The 24,596-nt window shown below is 27.6% G+C and carries 27 protein-coding genes; 3 read left to right on the top strand and 24 right to left on the bottom strand.

Annotation, left to right across the window (positions count from 1 at the left end):
- Positions 1 to 31: 31 nt before the first annotated feature.
- The 6 genes from tnpA to aroE all read right to left on the bottom strand — a co-directional run bounded on the left by tnpA (position 32) and on the right by aroE (position 3,485).
- Positions 32 to 427, bottom strand: a complete 396-nt coding sequence (gene tnpA, locus KGF48_RS06225; protein ID WP_227867826.1) for an IS200/IS605 family transposase — start codon at positions 425 to 427, stop codon at positions 32 to 34.
- 148 nt (positions 428 to 575) lie between these two features.
- A complete protein-coding gene (locus KGF48_RS06220; RefSeq protein ID WP_227840262.1) occupies positions 576 to 1,106 on the bottom strand; it encodes a hypothetical protein in 531 nt (176 codons plus the stop codon).
- A complete protein-coding gene (locus KGF48_RS06215; RefSeq protein WP_227827142.1) occupies positions 1,096 to 1,515 on the bottom strand; it encodes a hypothetical protein in 420 nt (139 codons plus the stop codon). The genes KGF48_RS06220 and KGF48_RS06215 overlap by 11 nt, the downstream gene beginning before the upstream one ends.
- 19 nt (positions 1,516 to 1,534) lie before the next feature.
- A complete protein-coding gene (locus KGF48_RS06210) occupies positions 1,535 to 2,230 on the bottom strand; it encodes a hypothetical protein (protein ID WP_227840263.1) in 696 nt (231 codons plus the stop codon).
- Positions 2,217 to 2,576, bottom strand: a complete 360-nt coding sequence (locus tag KGF48_RS06205; protein WP_227827140.1) for a hypothetical protein — start codon at positions 2,574 to 2,576, stop codon at positions 2,217 to 2,219. The genes KGF48_RS06210 and KGF48_RS06205 overlap by 14 nt, the downstream gene beginning before the upstream one ends.
- 57 nt (positions 2,577 to 2,633) lie before the next feature.
- Complete coding sequence (gene aroE, locus KGF48_RS06200; protein ID WP_227840264.1) at positions 2,634 to 3,485, bottom strand: shikimate dehydrogenase; 852 nt, start codon at positions 3,483 to 3,485, stop codon at positions 2,634 to 2,636.
- A gap of 258 nt (positions 3,486 to 3,743) precedes the next feature.
- Between aroE and sigK the strand changes: the two genes are divergently transcribed.
- Entirely contained in the window at positions 3,744 to 4,385 is a 642-nt protein-coding gene (sigK, locus tag KGF48_RS06195; protein ID WP_227827138.1) for an RNA polymerase sporulation sigma factor SigK, read from the top strand.
- Positions 4,386 to 4,484: 99 nt separating this feature from the next.
- On the opposite strand, the gene KGF48_RS06190 is transcribed toward sigK, so the two are convergent.
- The 17 genes from KGF48_RS06190 to KGF48_RS06110 all read right to left on the bottom strand — a co-directional run bounded on the left by KGF48_RS06190 (position 4,485) and on the right by KGF48_RS06110 (position 22,424).
- Positions 4,485 to 6,149 carry a peptidoglycan D,D-transpeptidase FtsI family protein gene (locus KGF48_RS06190; protein WP_227867825.1) on the bottom strand — a complete coding sequence of 555 codons (1,665 nt, stop codon included), beginning with the start codon at positions 6,147 to 6,149 and terminating at the stop codon, positions 4,485 to 4,487.
- Between the two features lie 71 nt (positions 6,150 to 6,220).
- Complete coding sequence (locus tag KGF48_RS06185; RefSeq protein ID WP_227840273.1) at positions 6,221 to 7,468, bottom strand: peptidase U32 family protein; 1,248 nt, start codon at positions 7,466 to 7,468, stop codon at positions 6,221 to 6,223.
- On the bottom strand, positions 7,455 to 8,129 hold the full coding sequence (locus KGF48_RS06180; RefSeq protein WP_227867824.1) for an O-methyltransferase: 675 nt from the start codon (positions 8,127 to 8,129) through the stop codon (positions 7,455 to 7,457). Before KGF48_RS06180 ends, KGF48_RS06185 begins: the two co-directional genes overlap by 14 nt.
- Before the next feature lie 171 nt (positions 8,130 to 8,300).
- Positions 8,301 to 9,380, bottom strand: coding sequence for an endolytic transglycosylase MltG (mltG, locus tag KGF48_RS06175; RefSeq protein WP_227840274.1), 1,080 nt, complete (start codon positions 9,378 to 9,380; stop codon positions 8,301 to 8,303).
- A gap of 226 nt (positions 9,381 to 9,606) precedes the next feature.
- Positions 9,607 to 10,932: a pyrimidine-nucleoside phosphorylase gene (locus KGF48_RS06170; RefSeq protein ID WP_227867823.1), complete on the bottom strand. Its 1,326-nt coding sequence runs from the start codon at positions 10,930 to 10,932 to the stop codon at positions 9,607 to 9,609.
- A gap of 186 nt (positions 10,933 to 11,118) precedes the next feature.
- Positions 11,119 to 11,931, bottom strand: a complete 813-nt coding sequence (locus KGF48_RS06165; RefSeq protein ID WP_227840276.1) for a purine-nucleoside phosphorylase — start codon at positions 11,929 to 11,931, stop codon at positions 11,119 to 11,121.
- 69 nt (positions 11,932 to 12,000) lie between these two features.
- Positions 12,001 to 13,173 carry a phosphopentomutase gene (locus KGF48_RS06160; protein WP_227867822.1) on the bottom strand — a complete coding sequence of 391 codons (1,173 nt, stop codon included), beginning with the start codon at positions 13,171 to 13,173 and terminating at the stop codon, positions 12,001 to 12,003.
- Between the two features lie 41 nt (positions 13,174 to 13,214).
- Positions 13,215 to 14,129, bottom strand: a complete 915-nt coding sequence (locus KGF48_RS06155) for a tyrosine-type recombinase/integrase (RefSeq protein WP_227827130.1) — start codon at positions 14,127 to 14,129, stop codon at positions 13,215 to 13,217.
- A gap of 11 nt (positions 14,130 to 14,140) precedes the next feature.
- On the bottom strand, positions 14,141 to 14,746 hold the full coding sequence (locus tag KGF48_RS06150) for a stage II sporulation protein M (protein WP_227840278.1): 606 nt from the start codon (positions 14,744 to 14,746) through the stop codon (positions 14,141 to 14,143).
- Between the two features lie 68 nt (positions 14,747 to 14,814).
- Positions 14,815 to 15,351: an NUDIX hydrolase gene (locus KGF48_RS06145; RefSeq protein ID WP_227434140.1), complete on the bottom strand. Its 537-nt coding sequence runs from the start codon at positions 15,349 to 15,351 to the stop codon at positions 14,815 to 14,817.
- A 1-nt stretch (position 15,352) separates the two neighbouring features.
- A complete protein-coding gene (locus tag KGF48_RS06140; RefSeq protein WP_227840279.1) occupies positions 15,353 to 16,420 on the bottom strand; it encodes a DUF3866 family protein in 1,068 nt (355 codons plus the stop codon).
- 4 nt (positions 16,421 to 16,424) lie between these two features.
- Complete coding sequence (locus KGF48_RS06135) at positions 16,425 to 17,249, bottom strand: glycosyl transferase (protein WP_227840280.1); 825 nt, start codon at positions 17,247 to 17,249, stop codon at positions 16,425 to 16,427.
- Positions 17,250 to 17,256: 7 nt separating this feature from the next.
- Positions 17,257 to 17,949, bottom strand: a complete 693-nt coding sequence (locus tag KGF48_RS06130; RefSeq protein ID WP_227827126.1) for a glycosyltransferase family 2 protein — start codon at positions 17,947 to 17,949, stop codon at positions 17,257 to 17,259.
- A 23-nt stretch (positions 17,950 to 17,972) separates the two neighbouring features.
- The gene (locus KGF48_RS06125; RefSeq protein WP_227827125.1) at positions 17,973 to 18,848 is read right to left on the bottom strand and encodes a copper transporter; all 876 of its coding nucleotides are present in this window, start codon (positions 18,846 to 18,848) and stop codon (positions 17,973 to 17,975) included.
- Positions 18,849 to 18,865: 17 nt separating this feature from the next.
- Positions 18,866 to 19,987: a putative cytokinetic ring protein SteA gene (steA, locus tag KGF48_RS06120; RefSeq protein WP_227827124.1), complete on the bottom strand. Its 1,122-nt coding sequence runs from the start codon at positions 19,985 to 19,987 to the stop codon at positions 18,866 to 18,868.
- Positions 19,988 to 20,395: 408 nt separating this feature from the next.
- Positions 20,396 to 21,220, bottom strand: coding sequence for a sporulation transcription factor Spo0A (gene spo0A / locus KGF48_RS06115; protein ID WP_227827123.1), 825 nt, complete (start codon positions 21,218 to 21,220; stop codon positions 20,396 to 20,398).
- A gap of 142 nt (positions 21,221 to 21,362) precedes the next feature.
- On the bottom strand, positions 21,363 to 22,424 hold the full coding sequence (locus KGF48_RS06110) for a SpoIVB peptidase S55 domain-containing protein (RefSeq protein WP_227840281.1): 1,062 nt from the start codon (positions 22,422 to 22,424) through the stop codon (positions 21,363 to 21,365).
- A gap of 160 nt (positions 22,425 to 22,584) precedes the next feature.
- On the opposite strand from KGF48_RS06110, the gene KGF48_RS06105 reads away from it, so the two are divergent.
- Both KGF48_RS06105 and KGF48_RS06100 read left to right on the top strand, forming a co-directional pair.
- Entirely contained in the window at positions 22,585 to 23,025 is a 441-nt protein-coding gene (locus KGF48_RS06105; protein ID WP_227840282.1) for a GNAT family N-acetyltransferase, read from the top strand.
- 72 nt (positions 23,026 to 23,097) lie between these two features.
- Entirely contained in the window at positions 23,098 to 23,577 is a 480-nt protein-coding gene (locus tag KGF48_RS06100; RefSeq protein WP_227840283.1) for a GNAT family N-acetyltransferase, read from the top strand.
- Between the two features lie 79 nt (positions 23,578 to 23,656).
- On the opposite strand, the gene KGF48_RS06095 is transcribed toward KGF48_RS06100, so the two are convergent.
- A complete protein-coding gene (locus KGF48_RS06095; protein WP_227867821.1) occupies positions 23,657 to 24,523 on the bottom strand; it encodes a hypothetical protein in 867 nt (288 codons plus the stop codon).
- Between the last annotated feature and the right edge of the window lie 73 nt (positions 24,524 to 24,596).

Raw genomic sequence — 24,596 nt, 5'->3', positions numbered from 1 at the left:
TCTATATTTATATGCTCTTAGCATATTATCCCTACTTTCCTTGATTTTCTATGTATTGTTTTACAACATCCAATGGAGCTCCACAAGTTGTTACTAGACAATAACTTTTGCTCCAAAAGTATTCTTTCCATAAGGACTTACGAATACTTGGAAATTCATTCTTTATTCTTCTACTTGATGCTGATTTATAAGCATTTAGCAGTTTAGATATCTCTGTATTTGGTTTTGCTTTGAATAACAAGTGCACATGGTCAATATCATGATTCCATTCTAGCAACTCCACTCCATAATTTTGGGAGATATCTACAAATATATCTTTTAGTCTATCTGATATAGAGTTATCTATTACTTTTCTTCTATATTTTATACACATAACTAAGTGATAGTGTAACAAAAATACTGAATGATTATTATTATCTAATTTCATTGTAATTACTTCCTTTCAGTTTTTACTACTGACTTTACAATACAATACATTTTTCTGAAAATCAAGTAAAATAAATAACCTATCGGTTAGGCTTACATCCTCCACCTCCTATGGCTAGGAAGAGGAATTTCACCATAGGAGGTTAAAATTATACATTTTTAATAAAATTCCATACTTTTACTTTAAACTCAGTTTCATATTTTTGATTACGTTTTGATAACTTCAATATTATATTAATATATTCTCCATTATTAGACATTGAGACATACATTTCATCTACATAATCACCAATTTCATATCCACCAGCTTGGCTACTTTCACCATTTAAAGAATTCACAAACAACTTATTTCGTCTCTCATTTAATATAATTTCTTTGTTGCTTGTATATTCTTCATTATCAGTTGTATTTTCATCTACATATCTACATTTTATAGATGTCATTTTTTTAAAACCTTCATCATTAGAAGATAAGTTTATTATACCCCTAGAATTACTAATGATTCCTTCTATAGATTTTGTGATTTCAATACTTTGTTGCTGTAACTCCATTTTATCTTCTATTTTAACTTTTAAATTCATTGTAAGTATAAATATAGAATATAAAGTTATCACCAGTACTACAATTACCGTTAAAGACACTGCACTTTCTAAAAGTAAATATCCACATTTACGTTTCATATTTTCCCTCTTTCAAAAGTACTCTTCCACTTACAGGTGTTATTGTTATAGTTTTATTTAATCTATCATTATATATCTCTATTGTAGTTGCTTTTTGAGGTGAGCCATCAGATTTAAATTTTATAGTTTCAATACTTCTTGCGATTCTTACATTTCTAGGCAGTACTATGGATTTAATATTTTTGCCATCTTTCCTCAATACATATCCTTCTTGTTCCTTTTGCTTTATATAGTATATATATGTATTGTAGTTGCTAAACATATTAATTCGTCTAACATATCTTATATCTGAACAAAGTTGACGTGCAAATAAATTTATTTTATGATTTTCAAGATTATCTTTTGGAAAACATATTGTAGCTATCAATAGTATTATACCTATGGATACTACTAATTCTATTACAGTCACATTCCTTCTTTTTTCAAAGTTATACACCCCTATACTTATATACATATACTAAAAAATTTTCATCAAAGTTCTTTTTTATATTTTCTATTATCTCTTGGTCTATTTCTTCTTCATCTCCATTAGTGTTTTGATTATCAAAATCTTTACTGTCAGACTCAAATACAGTTGAAAGTTCTATTTGGTCAAACGATTTAGACTCATCATATGCTTCAATAGAATCTTTATTACTGTAATCATCATCTATATAATCTTTAATATCAATTCCTACCCATGGATTTTTAACTTTTACTCTCACTTTTATTACTTTTAAAAAGTCTTTCTCTCTGGCTGTACTTGTTATATCAAACTCAAAAAAATCTCCGTTGTCATATATAGTATTGTTTTCTATTTTTAAATGAACTTCTTCTAAATTACTATAAGATATATCTTTTATTTTTTTTATACAATCAATCGTATTATTTCCTAAGAAATAGTCTCTAAATTCTTCCTCATTATTAGATATATTAATGGCTTCCTCAACACAGCAAAGCACATTGCTTATTGATATTTCTATACCACTTAAAGAAGCTTCCCTTAACTTAGCATCTTTATATTCTAATTCAAATATATTATCATTACTATAAATTAAACCTATACACATAATACATACAGTGCTTATAATAGAAAATATTATCAATGTTGCTATTAATATAGAACCTTTATTATTTCGTAACATAACTGTTAAATCTTAATTGTTTTAAATCACTCTTAATTTCCATATTTATCTCATAACATTGATAATAGTTTAAAATTTGTTTCACTGTGCTATTAATCTCATAACCCTTTATGTAATTTTTATTTATTTCATCCTCAGTCAGTTGATATTCATTATTTTTTATTTTATATTTCTCATCTTCCAAGTATTTCTTTGCAATATTTAACATTTCTCTATTAGATGCATTTTTACTAATAAAACTATAGCAGCTATATAAAGATGTAGATACCAAATACACAGCTACATATAATATGGCAATACTCATTATACATTCAATTGATATAAAACCATTCTTTTTCGTTTTCAATAATAAAAACCTCTCATTAATATTTTATATTCTATAGATTAAATCTTAAGGAATTAGTTATAAATTCTTTTCATAAATCTCTTTTATACAATCATTTTCATTACTGTCTAACCTTATTCCAGTCCATATACAAAATGCACTTAGACCTTGATTTATTAACATATCAATGCCATACATAACATCTAAATTGTATTTTCTCGCCCATTTTATAAGGCTTGTTTCATGAGGCTTGTATACTATATCACATACTAGTATTTTTTTGTTTGGAATCAATGATTCATCGATTGGACATAAGTTATTCCCCATACCGATTGGTGTAGTATTTATAAGTATATCAATTTTACTTAAATCATTTTTATCAACTTCTTTAGTGGTACAGTCTACATCTAATTTAAAACTAGACTTTATTATATTTGATATTTCCCTTGCTTTATCTATACTTCTATTTCTTATTTCTATAGATTTTACATTATTAAATGCAAGTTCAATAGAAATGCTTCTACACGCACCTCCACAACCTAATATCATGACCTTTTTGTCTTTTAAATCAAACCCATTTTCAATTACAGATTTTACAAATCCAACTCCATCAGTATTATATCCTTTTAATACACCTCCCTCATTCTTAATAGTATTAACTGCTCCTACTAATTTTGCTTTGTAATCAATACAATCCAAGTATTTAATTATATTTACCTTATGAGGTATTGTCACATTACAACCCTCTATTCCCATACTTTTTATGGACTCTACTGTTTTTCCTAAATCTTTTGGCTCTACATCAAAACATACATAAACATTATTTTGTTTGTATTTTTCAAACAAATAATTATGCATGATTGGTGAAAAGCTTTGTTTCACTGGATGTCCTAAAAGACATATAAGCTTTGTTTCGCTATTTACAATCATATCTTCCTCCCTTTTATTTATTGACATCTAAAATTCAATTTATACCAAATAAACTAATAATTTATCCGTCTTATTTTTTATATATTCAACAAAAAATTAAACTTAAGTTCTTCTTTTTAATGTTATATTACAGCCAAAGGTTTGTAAATATATGTTTTAAATTCTAACAGTATACATATTATTTTATTGAATAACAGTCAACTTGGATAAGTCTCCTTCATATAATTTAAAGTGACCGTTGAAAAGGGGGGTGACTTATTGGCAGCGCTTAAATCTTTTGAAAAACCCTTAACCCCTGAAGAAGAGATTGAGTATTTAACTAAATTTAAAATAGAAAATGATAAAAGTGCAAAAGATACATTGATTGAAAGAAACATGAGATTAGTAGCTTATATCGCAAAAAAATACAACAATTCGACAGAAGATCAGGATGATTTAATATCTATAGGTACAATAGGATTAATAAAAGCTATAGAAACTTATAATATAGATAAAGGAACTCGATTGGCAACATATGCTTCTAGATGTATTGAAAATGAAATTTTAATGAATATCAGATCTAACAAAAAAAACAAATCACAAGTATCTCTACAAGACCCTATCGGAACAGATAAAGAAGGTAATGAAATAAGTCTTTTAGATATACTTGGTACAGATGTCAATTATGTTCTTGATGAAGTGGAGTTAAAAGTTCAGGTTGGAAAACTATATGAACAACTTAATAAAATCCTTACTCCTCGAGAAAGAGAAATTGTCCAGTTAAGATACGGGTTAACTCCTTATGGGTATAAAACTCAAAGAGAAATAGCACAAAGACTTGATATCTCTAGATCATATGTGTCCAGAATCGAAAAAAAAGCTCTTAAGAAACTAGAAAAAGAGCTTGTTCAAGAAAATTAATATTATATTTTTAAAAGGATATATCGTATAACATTAGCCAAAACAACTTACCTAAAAATTAAAATTACGATATATCCTTAAATTTTATAATACATGACTTTATTTTATACTTTCACATATTTCTTTAAATATAGGTATTGCTGATTTACTTTCCTTTTGAGTTCCTTCTACTAGCACAGTTATTACGTACTTAGGTATTTTCTCTGGATAAAATCCGGTTATCCAACCATGATCTATTGGCTTTTTATTCAGACTACTTTGAGCTGTACCAGTTTTTACCCCACATCCTCCTTCTAAATCCTTTAAGACTTTAGCTGTCCCAACTTTAGAAACAGACTTCATAATTTCTTTTACTTGTGTACACACATAAGGAGAAATAATTTCTTCCTTTTTTGAAGACTTATAAGTTTTTATTGTCTTCATATCATTATTTACAAGACTTTTATATAAATATAATGGTTCAAATGTTCCATTATTAGCTATTATCTGGGTCATTTGATTTATTTGGAGTGGTGTAAATTCTATATTTTCTTGCCCTATAGCTAAATTACGTATTGATATATTTTTTGGAGCTTCTCTAATTCGTTCTTCATCAAGACCAATATCAACCTTTTCAAATAAATGCAATTTCTCAGCAGATTTTAATATCTTCTCTTTACCAACTTTCATTGCTATATCTAAAAATGCTGGATTACATGAATTAGAAAAAGTTTGCTGTAAGGATTGAAGACCATGCCCATCTAGTTTGTTGCATCGTAATATTTCATTACTATTTCCGACTTTAGTTTTCCCTTTACAATTATAGGTATAATTCTCATCTACAACTCCATTTTCAAGTGCAGAAAATAGGACTACCATCTTAAACACAGAACCTGGCGGATATGTCGATTTTATGACTCTATTTTCAAATTCTCCATTTTTACTCTTTAAACTCTTTGCTATATTATTTTGGTCAAAATTAGGTCTAGAGCACATAGCAATAATTTCACCTGTAGATACATCCGAAATCACTGCTGCTGTTGGATTTTCTTCTTTATTTAGTATTTGCTCTAAATTTTTTTGAATATCATAATCAATAGTAGTTTTTAAATGTTTATCTTTATCTTTTTCATCAACTGTTTTTACACTTCCCTTTAAAATATTTAGAGATTTTTCGTTTCCTGCATCCCCTGCTTTAAAAGCACTTATATATTTTTCATTTGAGTTTCTAAGTACACTATCCATACTTTTTTCTATTCCCAATTGACCTGATTTATCATCATCTTTTATATAACCTATTGTATGTGATAACAAACCATCCTGTGAATATCGCATAGTCTTTTCTTCTAGCATTATCCCATTTTTCTCAAGCTGTTTTTTCATGCTATTATCAATGTTTTCAGTCTGAATTTGTATTATGGGATTCGCCAATTGTTCTTGTATAATTTTATATATTTCCAAATCATCCATCTTAGTAGCCTTCTTAACAAGTTCTAGTATTTTATAGTTGTTATTTAATTTTTCTTTCTCAACAACTAAAAGCTGAACTTTACTTGTATCTGTAAGTTTCTTATTATTTCTATCATAAATTATGCCTCGTCCACTATTTAACTCTACTTTCTCAACACTCTGTGATTCAACATTTCTTTTGTACTTATCACCTTTTAATACCTGTATATCAACTAGCCTATAGATTAAACCACTATAAATTATTAAAATTACAGTAAATATATACCAGCTTCTCTTTCCCACTTTTTTCAAAAATGGAGTCTTCTTTTTTGACATGAAATCACCCCTTAGATAATTTCATTATTGACAATTTCTAAGGGGCTAATACTATTTTTATTAAATTTTTATTACTCTTCAACTTTTTCTTCTATAATTTTTCTAAGCATATAATCTTTCTCAACTTTTACAGATAGTTTTAACTTAACTATCTGTCTAGGGTGAGGAGCTGATTCTATAGGCTCTCCTTCTTCATTGTACATTTCTTCTATTTTAGTAAACATAGTTTCTTTATATGGTCCCATAACTTCTATTTCATCACCAACACACATTTTATTTCTCTGTTCAACTACAATAAGCCCATTTTCATCCTCTGTCTCTCTAACTATACCTATAAAATCATAGTTTCTAACATATGATGCTGATTGATAATTTTGGTCTTCTGTTGTTGGTTTATTCAAGTAAAAACCTGATGTGAAATGTCTATGGCTACCTTTCTTTAACTCTTCCATCCAAATAGGATTAAATTTCCAGTTCTCAGGGTCCTTATAAAATTCATCTATTGCCATTCTATATGCTCTTACAACTGTTGCAACATAATATGATGTCTTCATTCTTCCTTCTATTTTTAAGCTTGTTATACCAGATTTAATTAATTCTGGTATGTATTCTATCATGCACAAATCTTTTGAGTTAAAAAAGAATGTGCCTCTTTCATCTTCATATATAGGGAAATATTCTCCTGGTCTTTTTTCTTCAACTAAATGATATTGCCATCTACAAGATTGAGCACAAGAACCTTTGTTTGCATCTCTTCCAGTCATATAATTACTTATCAAACATCTTCCTGAATAAGAAATACACATAGCTCCATGCATAAAAGCTTCTATATCCATATCTAAAGGTGTCTTAGCTCTTATTTCAGATATTTCATCAAATGATAATTCTCTTGCCACTACAACTCTTTTTATTCCATGTTCATACCAAAAATTGGCACTAAGATAATTAGTTGTATTTGCTTGTGTACTTAAATGTATTTCCATATTTGGAATTACTTTTTTAATTACACTAAGAACACCTGGGTCAGCTATTATAACTGCATCTATTCCTATCTCTTCTAACTCCAATAAATAAGCTTCTAATTGTAGAAAATCTTCATTGTGAGGGATTATATTTACTGTTACAAATACCTTTTTCCCTCTCTCATGTGCAAAATCTACACCTTCTGCCATATCTTCTTTACTAAAGTTTTTTGCAGCAGACCTCATTCCAAAGATTTCTCCACCTATATAAACAGCATCTGCTCCATATGTTATAGCTATTTTTAATCTCTCCAAATCACCTGCTGGAGCTAAAAGTTCAACTTTATTTAATTCCATCTACGTCACCTCTTTTACTTTCTTTATAACTTAATGCTACACCATCTCCTATTGGTATCAATGATGTACTCAAATAATCACAATTACATATATAATCTAAATAATTTCTCATTCTTTTTACTATGGTTTTCTTTCTTCTTACAACAAAATCCTCATGTGCAACCATTCCTTTATATAAAATATTATCAGAAACTAATAATCCGCCATCTTTTAGTTTATCTATAACTAAATCAAAGAATAGCTTGTATTGACCTTTTGCTGCATCTATAAATATAAGGTCAAATTCACCTTGGATTTGACTCAATTTTTCTTCTGCATCTCCTTCTAGTATAGTTATGTTATTTTCAAAACCAGCTAATTTTATATTTTCTTTTGCTTTTTCTATCATTTTTTCGCTTCTTTCAACAGTTATTATATCTGCATCTTTTCCTATGATTGTTGCAAAGAAAATAGAGGAATAACCAATTGCACACCCTACTTCTAAAACTCTTTTTGGCTTTTGAATCTTTAATAAAACTTTTAATAAATCTGAAACTTCTTTGTGTATTATAGGAACACTATTTTCCTCAGCATAAATTTCCAAATCTTTTAAAAGTCCTTCTTTTTCCTTTAATGTTACTCTTATATAATCTTCAACCAAGTCATTAACTATATTACTCATAAAAACACTCCCTAAAATAATAAACATTAAAATTTTGTCTTAATTTATTATTTTTTAAATTCATATTGCTCTGTATATTTACACTTTCTTTATTATAAATCTAAGAATAACAATTTTCAATAAAAAAGCCCAACATTATTCTTACCCTGTTAGACTTTTTATAATCATTGTTTATTTTTTGGTATTTTCATTATTTGTTGTTTTTGTATCTTTACCTTGTTTATCTCTCGCTTCCTTGTACTCTTTAACATATTTTAAATGGTCTTGATAGTTTGTACTATAGTTATTTCCTCCATCAATCTTTGCTACAAAATACAAGTAATCTGTTTTATCTGGGTAAAGTGCTGCCTCAATAGATTTTATACCAGGATTTGATATTGGTGTAGGAGGTAATCCTTTGTTTTTGTAACTATTATATGGTGAATCAATTTTTAAATCATTATAAGTTACAATTTTCTTTCTTTCTTCAAATATATATTGTATTGTTGCATCTGATTGAAGAGGCATACCCACTTTAAGTCTATTGTAAAATACACTTGCTATTATTGGTCTATCTTTATCAAGTACAGCTTCTTTTTCAATTATTGAAGCCATCTCCATTACTTCTTGAAGAGTCATCTTTGATTCTTTTTGTTTCTTTTTAAATTTGTCTGTATATTTACTATCAAATACCTTTAACATTTCACTTAAAATATCTTCCTCTGATTGTTTTTTTGAATTAAAATAATAAGTTTCTGGATACAAAAATCCCTCTAAAGAAGTTATTCCATCTTCTTTCAAGAATGTAAACTTGTCATAAAACTCTTTAGGTTTTTTTATTAGATTTTCAAAAGTGGTTTTATCTCCTAAATTTTTATTTACTAATATTGATATAATTTCTTTAGATGTAGAACCTTCTGGAATAGTTACTTTTACACCATCATGATATATTTTTCCTGAAGCTAAAAGGCTTATTATATCATTATTTGAATACGATTGATTAAGTAAATATGTTCCTGATTTTATAGATGGAGCCTTATTACTCACTTTTACTATCAATTTAAACAATAGTTCATTTTTTATTAATTTATTTTCATATAGTATGTCAGATATTTTTCCAACTGATGCTCCACTTGGAATTTCAATAATTACATCTTCTTTGTTATTTTTATCATAAGGACCTATTTGCATAGACACAAATATACCTATCACAACAATTAAAATAACAACTATTAATGCTACTATTTTCAATCTATTTTTTTTAAAATTCATAATATAATCTACTCCTTATGTATATTTGTCCATTTTCTATTATAAAGCTAAGCACTGTAATTTTCAATCATCTTGTCGAATAAACTTATTTATATTATAAAAAAATACTTTAAAATATATTTTTATTATTATATATTTATTACTTCTCAAGCTTTTCAAAAAAATAAAAAGCCTAACACTATTTTTGACATGTTAGGCTTTTTATAATCACTTTTTCTAAAATTTTCTAAAACTTTTTAATTTCATCTTTAGTTACAATACCATATACTAATTTATTTTTTTCTATTTTTTCATCTACAATAGAATATGAATTGACGAATCTATCCTTTGCCAATGTAAGTTTTTTATCATCATCATAGTACATATATGCTAAAACTTCACCTTCTTTTACATAATCTCCAACTTTTTTTTCTAAAATTATTCCTGCTGATAAATCTAGAATATCATCTTTAGTTTCTCTACCAGCTCCAAGAATCATAGCTGATATGCCTATATCTTCTGCTTTAATCTTACTTATATACCCAGATTTATCTGATTTTACTGGATACTTATACTTTGATTCTTTAAATAAAGAATAATCATCAACTATGTCTTTATTTCCACCTTGATTTTCTATAAACTCTTTAAGTTTATCTATAGCTCTACCAGATTTTATTGATTCTCGTATCTTTTCAATACCATCATCAAAATTACATGCGACTTTTGCTAAAACTAGCATATATGCTCCTAAAACTTCACATAATTCAACAAGGTCTTTTGGTCCATTTCCTTTTAAAGTTTCAATTGCTTCTATAACCTCTAAAGAGTTACCAACAGCAAATCCTAAAGGTTCATCCATATCTGTCACAATTCCTATGGTATCTTTATTCATACCAACACCTATATTAACCATAGCCTTTGCCAATTCAAAAGACTCCTCTAAAGTCTTCATGAATGCTCCATTTCCAGTTTTCACATCTAATACGATTGCATCAGCTCCTGAAGCTAGCTTTTTAGACATTACACTAGATGCTATCAATGATATATTATCTACAGTTGCTGTAACATCCCTAAGAGCATATATTTTTTTATCTGCAATTGCTACCTTTGCACTTTGACCACAAACTGCTATTTTATGCTTATTTACAGAATCGATAAATTTGTTTATATCCATTTCTGTAGAAAAACCTGGTATAGCTTCCAATTTATCAATAGTTCCTCCAGTATGTCCAAGACCTCTGCCAGACATTTTTGCAACAGGTGCTCCACATGAAGCAACTAGAGGTATAAGAGCTATTGTAGTCTTATCTCCGACACCACCCGTACTGTGTTTATCTACTTTTATACCCTCGATACCTGATAGCTCTATCATATCACCAGAGTGCATCATTGCTTCTGTAAGATATACAGTCTCTTGTTTATTCATCTTATTTAAATAAACAGACATTAATAGTGCAGAAGCCTGATAGTCAGGTATATCTCCTTTAGAATAATTTTCTATAAAGTAATTTATCTCTTCTTTACTAAGTTCTAAATTATCTCTCTTTTTTTTTATAATATCATACATTCTCATACTTGAAATCTCCATTCTAATCTGTAATAATGTAAATAGATTTTTAAATTTATAAATATATTTATATATTATAATATTATAAAAAACTGTCTCTTATTAGAAATACTTTTCTATATCAAGACAGCTCCTTATTAATTATTTTCAAATTGTACATTGTCTATTTTATAATAAATTTACTTAAATCCTCTATAAATTCTTAACTGTGCTCTTAACTAAGTTCAAAAATTCTGATTTAACTTTTTGAGTAGTTTGTATAACTTCTTCATGACTTAATGGTTGATTTAAAATACCAGCAGCCATATTAGTTATACAAGATATACCAATAACATCAATATTAGAATGTGTTGCTACTATAACTTCTGGAACTGTTGACATTCCAACTGCATCAGCCCCCAATATTTGAGCCATTCTTACTTCTGCTGGTGTTTCATAATTAGGTCCACTAAAGAACATATATACACCTTCTTTTACATCTATATTGTATTCTTTAGCACACTCTTTAACTATATCTACATATTTACAAGAATAGGCATCTGACATATCTGGAAATCTATCTCCAAGTCTATCATCATTTTTTCCTACTAATGGATTACTCCCACTAAAATTTATATGGTCTCTTATAATCATCAAATCCCCTGGTTTAAATTGTTTATTTACGCCACCAGCAGCATTAGTTACTACAAGAATTTCGACTCCAAGAGCTTTCATAACTCTAACTGGAAAAGTAGCTTCTTTTTGAGAATAACCTTCATAATAATGAAATCTTCCCTGCATAGCAATTACTTCTTTTCCTGCAAGCTTTCCAATAACAAGTTGCCCAGCATGTCCTTCTACTGTTGAAACAGGGAAATTTGGAATTTCGCTATATTTAATTATGACAGAATCTTCTATATCATTTGCTAAATCACCAAGTCCAGAACCTAATATTAGACCAATCTTAGGCTTTATATTAATTTTAGAATTTATAAATTTACTACTTTGTTCTATCTTTTCAAACATTCCAATCCCTCCATTCATACTATTAAGCTAATTTTTATTACTTTAATATATTTATCTTCTATTTAATATTTAAAATAAATCTGTTTTAAAACTCACTCCATGTTTAGGCGATTTTACATCCAGTATATCTGCAACAGTTGCTCCAATATCAGCAAAAGTATCTTTTATTCCTAAATTAAATCCTTTTTTAACCTTACTACCATAAATCATTACTGGAATATATTCTCTTGTATGGTCTGTACCTTTATATGTCGGGTCATTTCCATGGTCTGCATTAATTATAAGAATATCGTCTTCTCTCATACTGCTCATTATCTCAGGAAGTCTATTATCAAACTCTTCAAGTGCTTTCTTATATCCTTCTGGGTCTCTTCTATGACCGTATTTTGAATCAAAATCAACAAGGTTTGAATATATCAAGCCTTTATTGTCTTGTTTCATATATTTTAAAGTTTCATCTACTCCATCCATATTACTTTTAGTATGAATAGCTTCTGTAATTCCTTTACCATTAAAAATATCTTCTATTTTTCCAACAGCTAAAACTTCAAGACCTGATTCTTTTATATTATCAAGTACAGTTGGTTCAAATGGGTCTAGTGAATAATCTCTTCTATTTGAAGTTCTAACAAATTCACCTGTTTTTTTACCTATAAATGGTCTAGCAATTACTCTAGCAACTGCATTATCACCCATCATTATTTCTCTAGCTATTTTACACATACTGTACAACTCTTCTAATGGAATCACTTCTTCATTAGCTGCTATTTGAAATACACTATCAGCTGAAGTATATACTATTACATCTCCAGTTTTTATTTGATATTCTCCATATTCATCAATTATCACAGTACCTGAAGCTGGCTTATTTCCTACTACTTTTCTTCCAGTTTTTTTCTCAAAATCTTCTATAATTTCTTTTGAAAATCCATGCTCAAATGTTTTAAAGGGTTTATCAACTATTATCCCAGTCATTTCCCAGTGACCAGTAGTAGTATCTTTTCCTTGAGACATTTCCTTACATTTTCCAAAACATCCTATTGGCTCTTTTTCATCTTCAAAAAAATCTACACCATCTATATTTCCTATACCTAATTTTCTCATATTAGGAATTTGTATATCTGGATATTCTTTAAATATATTTCCAAGAGTACTTACATCCTTACTGTCTCCAAAATTTTCAGCATCAGGTAATGCTCCTATTCCAACACTATCAATTACAATCCAAATTACTCTGCTCATATAAATATGCTCCTTTTAAATTATAAAATTTGCTATACAGTCTATTTAGCTTCTACTTTTTGTAACTCTATATCAATATCATTTCTAGGATGTTTTTCTTTTATTTCTCTTCTCACGTTTTTATCTATGTGGTTTAAATATACTTGTAAACTAGACAAATTAACATTTCCTAAGATTTTACTTACAACAGCAATGTTAGCACCTTCATTCAAAAGGTGAATCGCAAATGAATGTCTAAGCATTGTAGGATTTATGTTTTTATCTATATTAGCTAAATTAGAATATTTTTTTATAACTTTCCAAAGACCTTGTCGTGTAAACCTTTGTCCTAATGAACTTACAAATAATGACTTTTCACCTTCTACAGCTATTTTAGGTCTTGCTTCTTTTAAATATTTCTCTAAATAAAGTTTTGTAATATCACAGAGTGGTATAACTCTTTGACTTTTACAACATGAACTACAATATATATAGTCAATATCCAAGTCAACATCGTCTACATTCATATCTACTAGTTCTGATACTTTTATACCTGTACCATATAATACTTCAAAAATAGCCTTGTCCCTAATTAATTTAGGTGTTGTTAACTTAGGAAAATTTAATAATCTTTCAATTTCTTCTTCTGTAAGTATATTTATATTTTCTTTTTTTACCTTAGGTTTTTTTATATCCTTTGCAGGATTATTTGTACATACATGATTTAAAAATAAATAATCATGAAAAGATTTTATAGATGATATCATCCTTGCTATTGTAGCTATTGATACATTATCTTTTTCCAACTTTATTAAATAACTTATAATATCATTTTCTACTATATCTACTAGTTTAATGCTTTTTTGATTTATATATTCCATATATTTTTTTATATCCATAAAGTATGATGCCACTGTGTTTTCTGATAATTTTTTTTTATCTTTTATGTAATCTATATATTCCTCTATAATATCCATTATAAACTCCTTTATTTAACTAGGAACTTAATAATACCAATACTTACAGTATTTAATATTAATTGCAACCCCAATGATAGTGCTATTATAATTATAATATTTAGTATATACCTCTTAATTAAAAACTGCATATTTCTTCTATTTTTCTTTTTAAATTCATAAACCATCTCTTTAAAATAGCTTAAACTAATTAATGTTAATATGATTGCACATGGAATAATAATCAAATTTTTAAATAATATTATTAAAATCATTTTTGCACTCTTAAGTTTTAATGCCAATATAAAACTATTTATTGTATATCCAATTGACATTCCCTTTAACACAAAAATTACTAATACTGCTGGAATTGTTACTACAAATAGGCTTAATAGAGCTATCGAGCCCATAAATATTGTATCTGACTTTAAATTTTGTAGAACTGTATCTTTTACATTTATATTCAGATTATAATACTCTACAGCAGGATTTATATTGTTTAAAATATTATCACTAGAACCTGGTAATATTTTATTTATATAGGACCCAATAACAATAGACATCATAAACAACAATCCTATAATAATTATTTGTCTATTTAATTCTCTAAAATCATTTTTTCTATATGTTTTTCTCAATTTTATTCCCCCTTGTCCTTTATAAAATAATATGCTGTAGGACAAGGGGTTATTCATTTTTATGAATATTAATTTTTAAACATATCTTTTACTAATAATAATCCAATAGAAGTTTTTGCATCCTCAACGTCATTTTTTAATACCATATTATAGGCTTCTTCAAGCTCAACTTCGTAAACATCTAAAAATTCATCTGCATCTAAATTATTTTCTCCTGGAGTAAGACCTGTTGCCAAATATACAAACATTATCTCATTAGAAAAACCTGCTGAAGTGAAAAATTTATGTATTAGTTTAATATTTTTTGCACTATATCCAGTTTCTTCTTTTAACTCCCTCTCAGCACATTCTTTGGGACTTTCATTTTTTTCTAGCTTACCAGCTGGAATTTCAAAAATTGGTTTTTCTATAGGTTTTCTAAATTGCTTCACTAATACAACTTTATTATCATCTGTAATTGCAACTATTCCTACTGCACCACCAACTTCTACTAATTCCCTTTTTTGATATCCTTGTCCTGGAATTTCAACAGTATCGACCTTTAAAGTAATTACCTTACCTGTATAAACTCTATCACTACTAATAGTTTTTTCTTCTAATACCATCTTAAACCTCCATTAAGTAATATGCTGCTGTACTTGCAGCTTTAAAAAATGCCTCATCTTGCTCATAATTTCTTCCCATACTTTTTACTTTTAGATTAAAATAGTCTAAATCCTCTTTCGTTTTATTATTATCTATATAAATTATATTATGCTTTTTATCTAAACCACTAGATTTAACTTGTTCTTTTATAAATTTTAATTTTTCATCATCATATATAGTTATTGGTATATCTATATTTACATTTACAATTTCTTCAAATACAGTCATACTATGATGTGAAATACCTTGATGTCTTTCTCGTTTGTCAGCAAAACTAATTCTTGGAATTGCTATTGCTCTTCCTCCAAGCTTTATTACAGCATCAAGAATTGGACCTTGTTCAATTCCTGTAAATCCATATTTAGTACCTGTACCAGCTATTCCTGGCCCCATACTTACAAATACTACATCAGCTTTTAATATTTCTTTTGCTGTAATCAATGCAGTGTATATATTTATACACTCATAGTCTCCCCCAAATGCATTTCCTATAGTTATTGTACTATCTATTAATTTTTTTCCTTTTAAAGTATCTACATTTTTACTTAAATAAATTGGAAGAGATGCCCCGTCAGTCATTATATATACTAATTTCTTATTAGGGTTATTTCTTTTAAATGAAGCTGCAAATGGAGTTAACATGCTATGAAGAGTCCCTACTACAACAGGAAGGTCTTCTAACTCTGTAAAATCACCAAATTTATCATGATAAATGCTTTCTTGTTCCTCAACAGAATCTACCTTTATTTGAAGTGGTGTATATCTAAGTTTCATTATATGACCACCTTCAATTAAACTAGATTCTAAATTGTTTAAATTAGTTATTACAAAATGGTATCCACCAGTTCCTAGACTTAGCTCTACTGCTGTTGTATTTAAAACTACTTCGTCTCCTATATCTACTACCCCAGATAGTTTTGGATAATTATATGCTCTTTGTATTTCTCCATTTATATTTACTCTTATATCATCCAGCGTTTCAGTTTGACTTACAATTGATTCAACAATCCCCACTCTTTTGCTTATCATAATGCTACCTTCCCAACTTATCTATAAAATTTAATAATTTATTTTTTTCTATTATTTTAGTCAATGAGTATTTTTCAGTAAATATATGCATAATAACTACAAATATTAACCATCCCAGTCTGATATTAAATGGATATCCAAAAGAAATTAGAATTCCAATAGACATTCCAAGAACATTTGAACCAGTATCTCCCATCATTGCTCTTGCCTTTAAATCATAATTAAAGTATGCAAGCACATTTGGAACTATAAGTAGTGGAAGAACTTGAATAAATCCTGTCAATGTTAAAAATACAATCACCATTATAAATAAATATGCTTTTATTGCTCTTCCTGGTCTTAAATCTAAAAGATTCATTAAATTGGTTGATAGAGCTATTATTAATGTATTTACTATTATATCTATTATGTCTTTTGATATAGACACAGAAACTATAAGTCCTACAAATCCACCAAACAATGCCTTAAAGCCTCCAGTTGTAAGACTTCCCTTGAATAAACTTTTAAAGTGACCTTTTAGACCACTTACATCTCTATTTCCAATAACATCATCTAGTATTCCTGCAAAAAACATGGATATCATGCCAAACATAAACATAAATATATATGCTAAATCTATATATTCTGTAGTAAAAAATGCAAGTATTATTCCATTAATCACAAGCATAGGTAAAAATACAATTCCCATACTTACTGGTATCATATCTTTTTTGTAGTTTGGTCTAAGTATATTTCCATTTATCAATAAATTTTTAAATAGTGGTATTGCAGCATAGGTTCCAAATAATCCTGTTAATAATAAAATGGTATAAAGTATATAATCTTTCACTAAGATATTACCTCCATTCTTTCTTTTTTTGTCCTAAAACCTTTTTTATATGATAATACTGCTTACCTCTATGAACAAATCCTTTTAAATTTCTGCCAGTTTCATTATGAGTCATGTTTACTAATACTTCTTTAATTTTAAAACCATACTTTAGTATATCAATCGTCATTCCAACTTCAACACCATATCCAAAAGGTATTTCATCAAATTTTTCTAAAACTTCTCTTTTAAATATTCTTTGACCTGACAGAGTTGCATCTAGCTCAACTCCTGTCATCTCAAAAACAGAATTTTTAGCTAAACCTTTTACAAATCCCAGACCTCCTTTTTTCTTTGCAGGAGGAAACTTTGCTATAGTAACATCGGCTTCACCATTTAATATTGGTACAATTAATTTTTCGATTTCTTTAGCAGAACTGCCTAAATCTCCATCCAAAAATCCTATAATATTTGCACTTTTCATTGATACTTTAAGCCCATAGTTTAAAGCATATCCTTTACCTCTGTTTTTATCTAACTTAAAAAATTTAATCTTTTCATTCTTTAATTCAGATACAACCTTAGCAGTATTATCTGTTGAACCATCATCTACAACTACTATTTCATTTATTTCTTTAATTCCAACTATACTTTCTAATGTATAGTTTATTCTACTTTCTTCATTATAAGCTGGTATTATTATACTTATATAAGAATCCATTTTTTCTCTCCTTAAAATTATTTCTATTTAATAGATGGCAACAATGAAGTTGCAGTATCTAATCTACCAAAATTACCAACTATATTACCTTGTTGTAAAAGCATAGCTAGAGATACACTTCCTACACCCTCATCGATATTATCTATAGTTGCAACTTTATTTTTAGAATATAATTCTACATAAGAAGTTTTAACTCCTGTATTTTGAACTTCTACTAAATATTTATTTTCTGATTTTATTTTTGAAACTAAAAATTTTTCTATTTTGTCAAATTGTTTTGTCTTATCTTTTGCATCATTTCCACCAGCGATTACAACAGATTCATATTTTAGATATGTGTCACCAATAGAGTTAAATTTTATTACATCTAGTTCTTGAAGATATGTTAAAATGTCACTTGCATCTTCCTTTTTCAAAGTATCAATTATATAATTAACTGCATCATTTGTATTTTTAATTTCTGCACCTAATTTACTTGAGATTTCTTTTAATTTTTCTGGATTTGTTATATTTTCTTTTAACACTATGTTAAATGCAACACTACCATTAGACTTGTTTATTATATCTTCTATATTTTTTGTATAATCATCATTTTCATTAGCTGATATTATTCCTATACTTTTTCCACTTAATGAACCAATTAAAACCTTGTCCACATTTTTATTTATAAAATTAATTGCTTCTTCATAATCTTTATTTACCTTTGCTAAATCTACATCAAGTTTATCATTTTTTTCTTTTAAAATATTAAATTTATCATCTAAGTCATTTATTATATTTGCTTGTTGCTCACTTAATTGTTGATTATTATTTAAATTAAATCCTACTAACATGCCTATACCCAAAGCTATAAATATAGCACCAATAGTGACTATATAATATTTCATATTAATATGCATATTTATCCTCCTAAAATTTACATCTGTAATAATACTTTAAATTTCAATTGCATTAACTGTATAAATTGTTGAACTCCTGGTGACAATGATGCAACTACCAACACAGGAAATAAGGCTGTTGCTATTAATGCCCATATGTACTTTATCTTTAGCTTACTTCTATATAACAAGTTAACTCCTTTAGCATCTATAAGCTTAGAACCTATCTTTAGTCTAACTAAAAAAGTACTTGCCATTCCCTTTCTTCCTTTCTCAAGGAAATCAATCATATTTGAATGTGTACCCACTGCTACTATTAACTCTGCTTTATACTCATATGCAATAAGCATAGCTATATCTTCACTAGTTCCTGGTGCAGGAAATACAACTGCATCTAAACCTAGTTCTTGAACTCTCTTAAGGCCTGGCGCTCTACCATCTGTATAAGCATGTACTACTATTTCACTAGCTTTTTTTAAAGCTTCATCGCTTACACTATCCATGTCTCCTACAATTACATCTGGAGTATATCCAAACTCAATTAAAGCATCTGCGCCTCCATCAACACCAACTAGAACAGGTTTTACCTCTTCTATGTATGAAAGCATTGTACTTAAATCTTCTTTATAGTCCTGACCTCTTACAACTATTAATACATGCTTATTTGCATAATTAGTTTGTACTTTTGGAATTTCTACTTCACCAAGTATAAATCCTTTTTCTTTTTTAGCATAATCTATAGTATTGTCTATAAATCTATCTAATTCTACGGCTAAGTTTTCATAAGCAGCCTTTATTTGATACGAAACTTCATACTTATCTAAAACTTCACCTGCACCTAAAAATTGTCCTTCTCTATATATCTTTCCATCTATAACTTCTATAGTCTGTCCTTCTTTTAATTCTTCAAATAATTCTTCTCCAATATTATCAATTATTAAGATATTATTCTCAGTTAATATTCCTGGACCTTTATTAGGATATCTACCACTTATAGAAGGCGCCGCATTTATGACAAGTTTTATTTTGGCTTCTACCAAAGAGTTTGCAGCAACTTCATCTATGTCTATATGATTTATAACTGCTATTTCCCCACTTTCAACTCTTTTAGCAAGCTTTTTAGTTTTTCGATCTACTTTTATAGGGGCCTCGACTCTCATTTTTAAACCTCCACTATCATTATTAAAATCACATTATATTATAGCATTACTTAACAATAAAATAAATGTTTTAAGTTTGTCCTACATCTTTAATCCTTATAACACTATATTTTATGATTTTTTTATTTAATTTTTTTTACAATATACTTTAAAAATTAATGTTTCAACTTGTTAAAGTATATTTTTATATTAAAAAACAAATCAGCATTAATCTACAATTGACAAAGGTACATACTATGGCCATAGTATAATAAAATTATATTAAACAAATAATAAAGAAAAAATAAAGTTTTTATTATATATTAAAACAGCAAAACGGTATAACCCTATTGGTTATACCGTTTTGCTGTTTGTAATGCATATTTATTGCCAATACCTTTATTAAAAGGTCTTACTTTTTCTGTCTATTTATTTAACCATACTATGTTCTAATCTTAATTTATCAGCAATCATTGCTATAAATTCTGAATTAGTTGGTTTTCCTTTAGTATTGTGTACCGTATATCCAAATAGTTGATTTATTGTGTCAACTTTTCCTCTACTCCATGCAACTTCTATAGCATGTCTTATTGCTCTCTCAACTCTACTTGGTGTTGTATTGAATTTTTTAGCTATACTTGGATATAACTCTTTTGTTACTGCACCTAAAAGTTCAACATTCTCAATGACCATTTTTATAGCTTCTCTTAGATATAAATATCCTTTTATATGAGCTGGTACTCCTATTTCATGTATTATATTCGTGATTTCTGTTTCTATGTTACCTACATTTTTAACAAAATCACTTCTTGTCATTTGAGTTTCTTGAACTGGTCTAGGCTTTGGCTCTACTTGAGTAACTCTATTAGAAACTAGTTCTCTAATTCTGTTTATAAACACAACAAAATCAAACGGCTTTACTATGTAGTAATCTGCTCCTAGATTTATTGCGCTTTGAGTTATCTTATCTTGACCTACTGCTGATAGTACTATTATTTTTGGCATTTTAGGTATATCCATAGTATTTAATTTTTCAATTACACCTAATCCATCCAGATGCGGCATTATTACGTCTAATATTAATAAATCTGGTTGTGTCTTTTTTACTAAATCTAATGCTTCAATCCCATCTTTAGCTATGCCTAATATTTCGATATCATCCTCATTAGACAAATACTCTTTTAATACCTGACAAAAATCCTTATTGTCGTCTGCTAAAACTATTTTGATTTTTTCCACTAAAAATCCCCCCATTAAAAAACATCTTCTTATTACAGAAAACTAAACTTTTTACACAAATTGCTTCCTAATTATCTACTCTAAAGCATATTCGACACTTCAAAATTATATTCCTCCTAGATAAGTGATAAAATAATAAAATTTTTTAATGCCTCACCTACAATTTTATCATTTCATCTATAAAAATACCATATCCTTTTTTCGGATTATCTCTAAAAACATGAGTTATTGCACCAATAATTTTATTATTTTGTATTATTGGAGCCCCACTCATCCCTTGTACAATCCCCCCTGTGTATTCCAATAACTTATCATCTACAACTTTTATTACCATATCTCTATAATTTCCTTTATCATATACTATACTTTCTATTTTTATATCATAGCTTGTTATATTTTTGTTTTTGTCTTCAAAAAGAATTATTGCATCCCCTATTTTTACATCTTGAGGTCTTCCAACCTCAATTAATTGTAATTCTTTATTTGCTAAATTAAATTCTTTATTTTGTTTTTCTGTAATATTACCACTTATACCTAATTCTGAGTTATTCGAAAAATTTCCCATCAGATTACCATCATTAAAATCCCCTTTTATTCTACCTACTTTTTCATTACTGGCTTTTACTATTTTTAGTTTTTCTGGTTTATATATATAGCCTTGCTTAATCTTTAATAGTTCATTAGTGTCCGAATCTTTTATAGCATGACCAATTGCTTTAAATTTTTCCATATTAGGGTCATAAAAAGTCATAGTTCCAATTCCAGATATCTTATCTCTTACCCATAATCCAAGTTTATAATTACCATTTTCTTTTTTAGTTTCTATTGTCTCTGTTTTATATTTATTTTTTCTTTCAAAAGTCACTTCTATTTTACTTTTTTTAGCTTCATTTAAAATCTTTGATACATCCTGACTATCTTTTATTTTTTTATTATCTATTTTTACTATATTGTCGCCAATCTGTATGCCTCCAATATAATCTACATCCTCTTCCTCATATCCTAAAACCAATACACCATCTGTATTTGCTTTCACTCCAATTATATTTCCAAGTGGATATACATATTTTTTATCATGATTCTTAATTGTAAAAGTTTCTATTGGGGTCTCATTATTCGTATTACAATTTTTATTTTGAAAAATTATAACCATCATAAAAATCGATACAGCTCCTAATATTATCCAAATATTTTTGAAATTCTTATTTATTTTGTTCATATATTCATCTACTCCTATGCTGTATTATTATGTATTTATAATTCCTTTTTCGTAAAAATTTATTCATTTAAAAACCTCGTTGTATATCTTACTAAGTGCTTTTTAGCCTATAATATGGTAGTATTATATTGTAGTAAAAAGTTTGAAGGGCGGTAATATTTTGAAATTAAATGTAAGAATTGCAGACATAAATAATTGGCATGATTTAGTCAATTTGTCTGTAGATAAAAATCAATTAGATTATATAGAAAGCAATGCACTTTCTATTGCTGAGTCTAAGTTTATAACAGCTTGGATACCTGTTGGAATATATGATGACAATATACTGATAGGATTTGCTATGTATGGTCGCCTAGAAGATGACAGAGTTTGGCTTGATAGATTCATGATTGACTCAAAGTATCAAGGCAAAGGGTATGGAAAAGCATCCTTAAATTTCCTTATAAATCATCTTAAAAATGAATATAATAGCAATGAGTTATACCTTAGTATATTCGATAACAACAAAATGGCTATTGGACTTTACAAAAGCTTTGGATTTGAGTTTAATGGAGAACTTGACTATGGTGGAGAAAAGGTAATGGTATTAAAATTTAATTGATATTAACAAAAATATATATCTATCAAGGAGGTGAAGTCATTATATAAATATATTTATATAATGATAAACAAAATGACTCAAAATGTAATTTTAAAATTTGTTGAAGCAAATGATTTAGAAAATCTTGAAAATGTAAAGATTTTATTTAATGAATATTCAAATTCATTGAATATAGATTTGTGTTTCCAAGACTTTAATAATGAATTAAAAACACTTCCAGGAAAATATGAAAAACCTTCAGGTTCATTAATACTAGCATTTGTTGATGAAAATTTAGCAGGTTGTGTTGCATTAAAAAAACTTGAAGATAAAGTATGTGAATTAAAAAGGTTATATGTAAGAGATAAATTTAGAGGACTTAAAATAGGAAAAATATTATTAGAAGAAATCGTAGAAGAAGCTAAAAAGATTGGATATACATATATGAGACTAGATACTCTTCCAAGCATGAAAAGTGCTCAAGGTTTATACGAAAAAATTGGTTTTTATGATATAGACCCTTACACTTATAATCCAATTGAAGGGGCTAGATACATGGAGTTAAAATTATAAATAAAAAAATAGAGTATAAATAAAATTATATATATTTTATTTATACTCTATTTTACTGATTAAATTATTTTGAATATATTTATTTCTCTAAGTCTTCCAAACCAATACTTATATCTTCAGTTATATCTTTTATATATTCTACGCCATTATTGTATGTAAGCTTTGCTTTAATATAAATTATATCATCAATATCCTTTTTAGGAAAAGTAGCCTCATAATTTACTTGCTTTCTATCTATATTATCATCTTCACTATCATTTGATACTTTATCAGACTTCGCTTTATATACAGTATCTCCTTTACCTTCATTTACAATAATATCTACATTTTTTAACTTGATATTATTATAAACTTTATTTTTTGATTTTTCACTTTCATGATTAAATAGATTGCTGTTTTCCAATATTTCAATAAAGTATTCCTTGTTGTCCCTTATTCCATAATTAAATACAGGTGGTTCAGGCATATAATCAGACTTAGTCAATTTTTGAATATCTGAGCTTTCAGATGTTGTACCACTTGTAACTACTTTATAATCATATTCACTACCTGTAGTTATTTTTATTTCACAAATATATGATAATTCTCCATGCTTTGTCATCTCAATCTCATTCCATTTATCACTATCTGCTTTATACATAAAGAAAACTTTTCCATCCTTACCAAGTTTACTCAACTGTGTATCCACATCAATTACACATTCGTCTTTTTCTAATTTTTTAACTTTTAAATTAATGCTTTTTGTTATATAACTTTTGGACATTTCCTCATTAATTGTATTGCTAACGTCTGACTTAGTATTCATAATTTCTCGTGATAAATAATCTAATTTATCATTAGAAGTGTTAAGATTATTTTTGATACTATTAATAGCTAATAAAATATACCCTAATACTATAATAACTATTATTATAAAAATTAAGTACATAGTATTTTTTTTATTCATTTAATATCCCCCCACTACTACCTTAATACATAATATTATACTCAAAAACTTAAAATTTTTACAGTTACAAGTT

The organism is Clostridioides sp. ZZV15-6388 (genome assembly GCF_020657755.1).
Taxonomy (GTDB): Bacteria; Bacillota; Clostridia; order Peptostreptococcales; family Peptostreptococcaceae; genus Clostridioides.
Note: the sequence above shows the minus strand (reverse complement) of the source record. Positions and strands in the feature narration are given on the sequence as shown.

Excerpts from the sequence above, each read along its gene's own strand:
- tnpA (WP_227867826.1), bottom strand. The coding sequence starts at position 427 with ATGAAATTAGATAATAATAATCATTCAGTATTTTTGTTACACTATCAC.
- KGF48_RS06220 (WP_227840262.1), bottom strand. The coding sequence starts at position 1,106 with ATGAAACGTAAATGTGGATATTTACTTTTAGAAAGTGCAGTGTCTTTA.
- KGF48_RS06210 (WP_227840263.1), bottom strand. The coding sequence starts at position 2,230 with ATGTTACGAAATAATAAAGGTTCTATATTAATAGCAACATTGATAATA.
- aroE (WP_227840264.1), bottom strand. The coding sequence starts at position 3,485 with ATGATTGTAAATAGCGAAACAAAGCTTATATGTCTTTTAGGACATCCA.
- KGF48_RS06190 (WP_227867825.1), bottom strand. The coding sequence starts at position 6,149 with ATGTCAAAAAAGAAGACTCCATTTTTGAAAAAAGTGGGAAAGAGAAGC.
- KGF48_RS06185 (WP_227840273.1), bottom strand. The coding sequence starts at position 7,468 with ATGGAATTAAATAAAGTTGAACTTTTAGCTCCAGCAGGTGATTTGGAG.
- KGF48_RS06180 (WP_227867824.1), bottom strand. The coding sequence starts at position 8,129 with ATGAGTAATATAGTTAATGACTTGGTTGAAGATTATATAAGAGTAACA.
- mltG (WP_227840274.1), bottom strand. The coding sequence starts at position 9,380 with ATGAATTTTAAAAAAAATAGATTGAAAATAGTAGCATTAATAGTTGTT.
- KGF48_RS06170 (WP_227867823.1), bottom strand. The coding sequence starts at position 10,932 with ATGAGAATGTATGATATTATAAAAAAAAAGAGAGATAATTTAGAACTT.
- KGF48_RS06165 (WP_227840276.1), bottom strand. The coding sequence starts at position 11,931 with ATGTTTGAAAAGATAGAACAAAGTAGTAAATTTATAAATTCTAAAATT.
- KGF48_RS06160 (WP_227867822.1), bottom strand. The coding sequence starts at position 13,173 with ATGAGCAGAGTAATTTGGATTGTAATTGATAGTGTTGGAATAGGAGCA.
- KGF48_RS06155 (WP_227827130.1), bottom strand. The coding sequence starts at position 14,129 with ATGGATATTATAGAGGAATATATAGATTACATAAAAGATAAAAAAAAA.
- KGF48_RS06145 (WP_227434140.1), bottom strand. The coding sequence starts at position 15,351 with ATGGTATTAGAAGAAAAAACTATTAGTAGTGATAGAGTTTATACAGGT.
- KGF48_RS06140 (WP_227840279.1), bottom strand. The coding sequence starts at position 16,420 with ATGATAAGCAAAAGAGTGGGGATTGTTGAATCAATTGTAAGTCAAACT.
- KGF48_RS06130 (WP_227827126.1), bottom strand. The coding sequence starts at position 17,949 with ATGGATTCTTATATAAGTATAATAATACCAGCTTATAATGAAGAAAGT.
- KGF48_RS06125 (WP_227827125.1), bottom strand. The coding sequence starts at position 18,848 with ATGCATATTAATATGAAATATTATATAGTCACTATTGGTGCTATATTT.
- steA (WP_227827124.1), bottom strand. The coding sequence starts at position 19,987 with ATGAGAGTCGAGGCCCCTATAAAAGTAGATCGAAAAACTAAAAAGCTT.
- spo0A (WP_227827123.1), bottom strand. The coding sequence starts at position 21,220 with ATGGGGGGATTTTTAGTGGAAAAAATCAAAATAGTTTTAGCAGACGAC.
- KGF48_RS06110 (WP_227840281.1), bottom strand. The coding sequence starts at position 22,424 with ATGAACAAAATAAATAAGAATTTCAAAAATATTTGGATAATATTAGGA.
- KGF48_RS06100 (WP_227840283.1), top strand. The coding sequence starts at position 23,098 with ATGACTCAAAATGTAATTTTAAAATTTGTTGAAGCAAATGATTTAGAA.
- KGF48_RS06095 (WP_227867821.1), bottom strand. The coding sequence starts at position 24,523 with ATGAATAAAAAAAATACTATGTACTTAATTTTTATAATAATAGTTATT.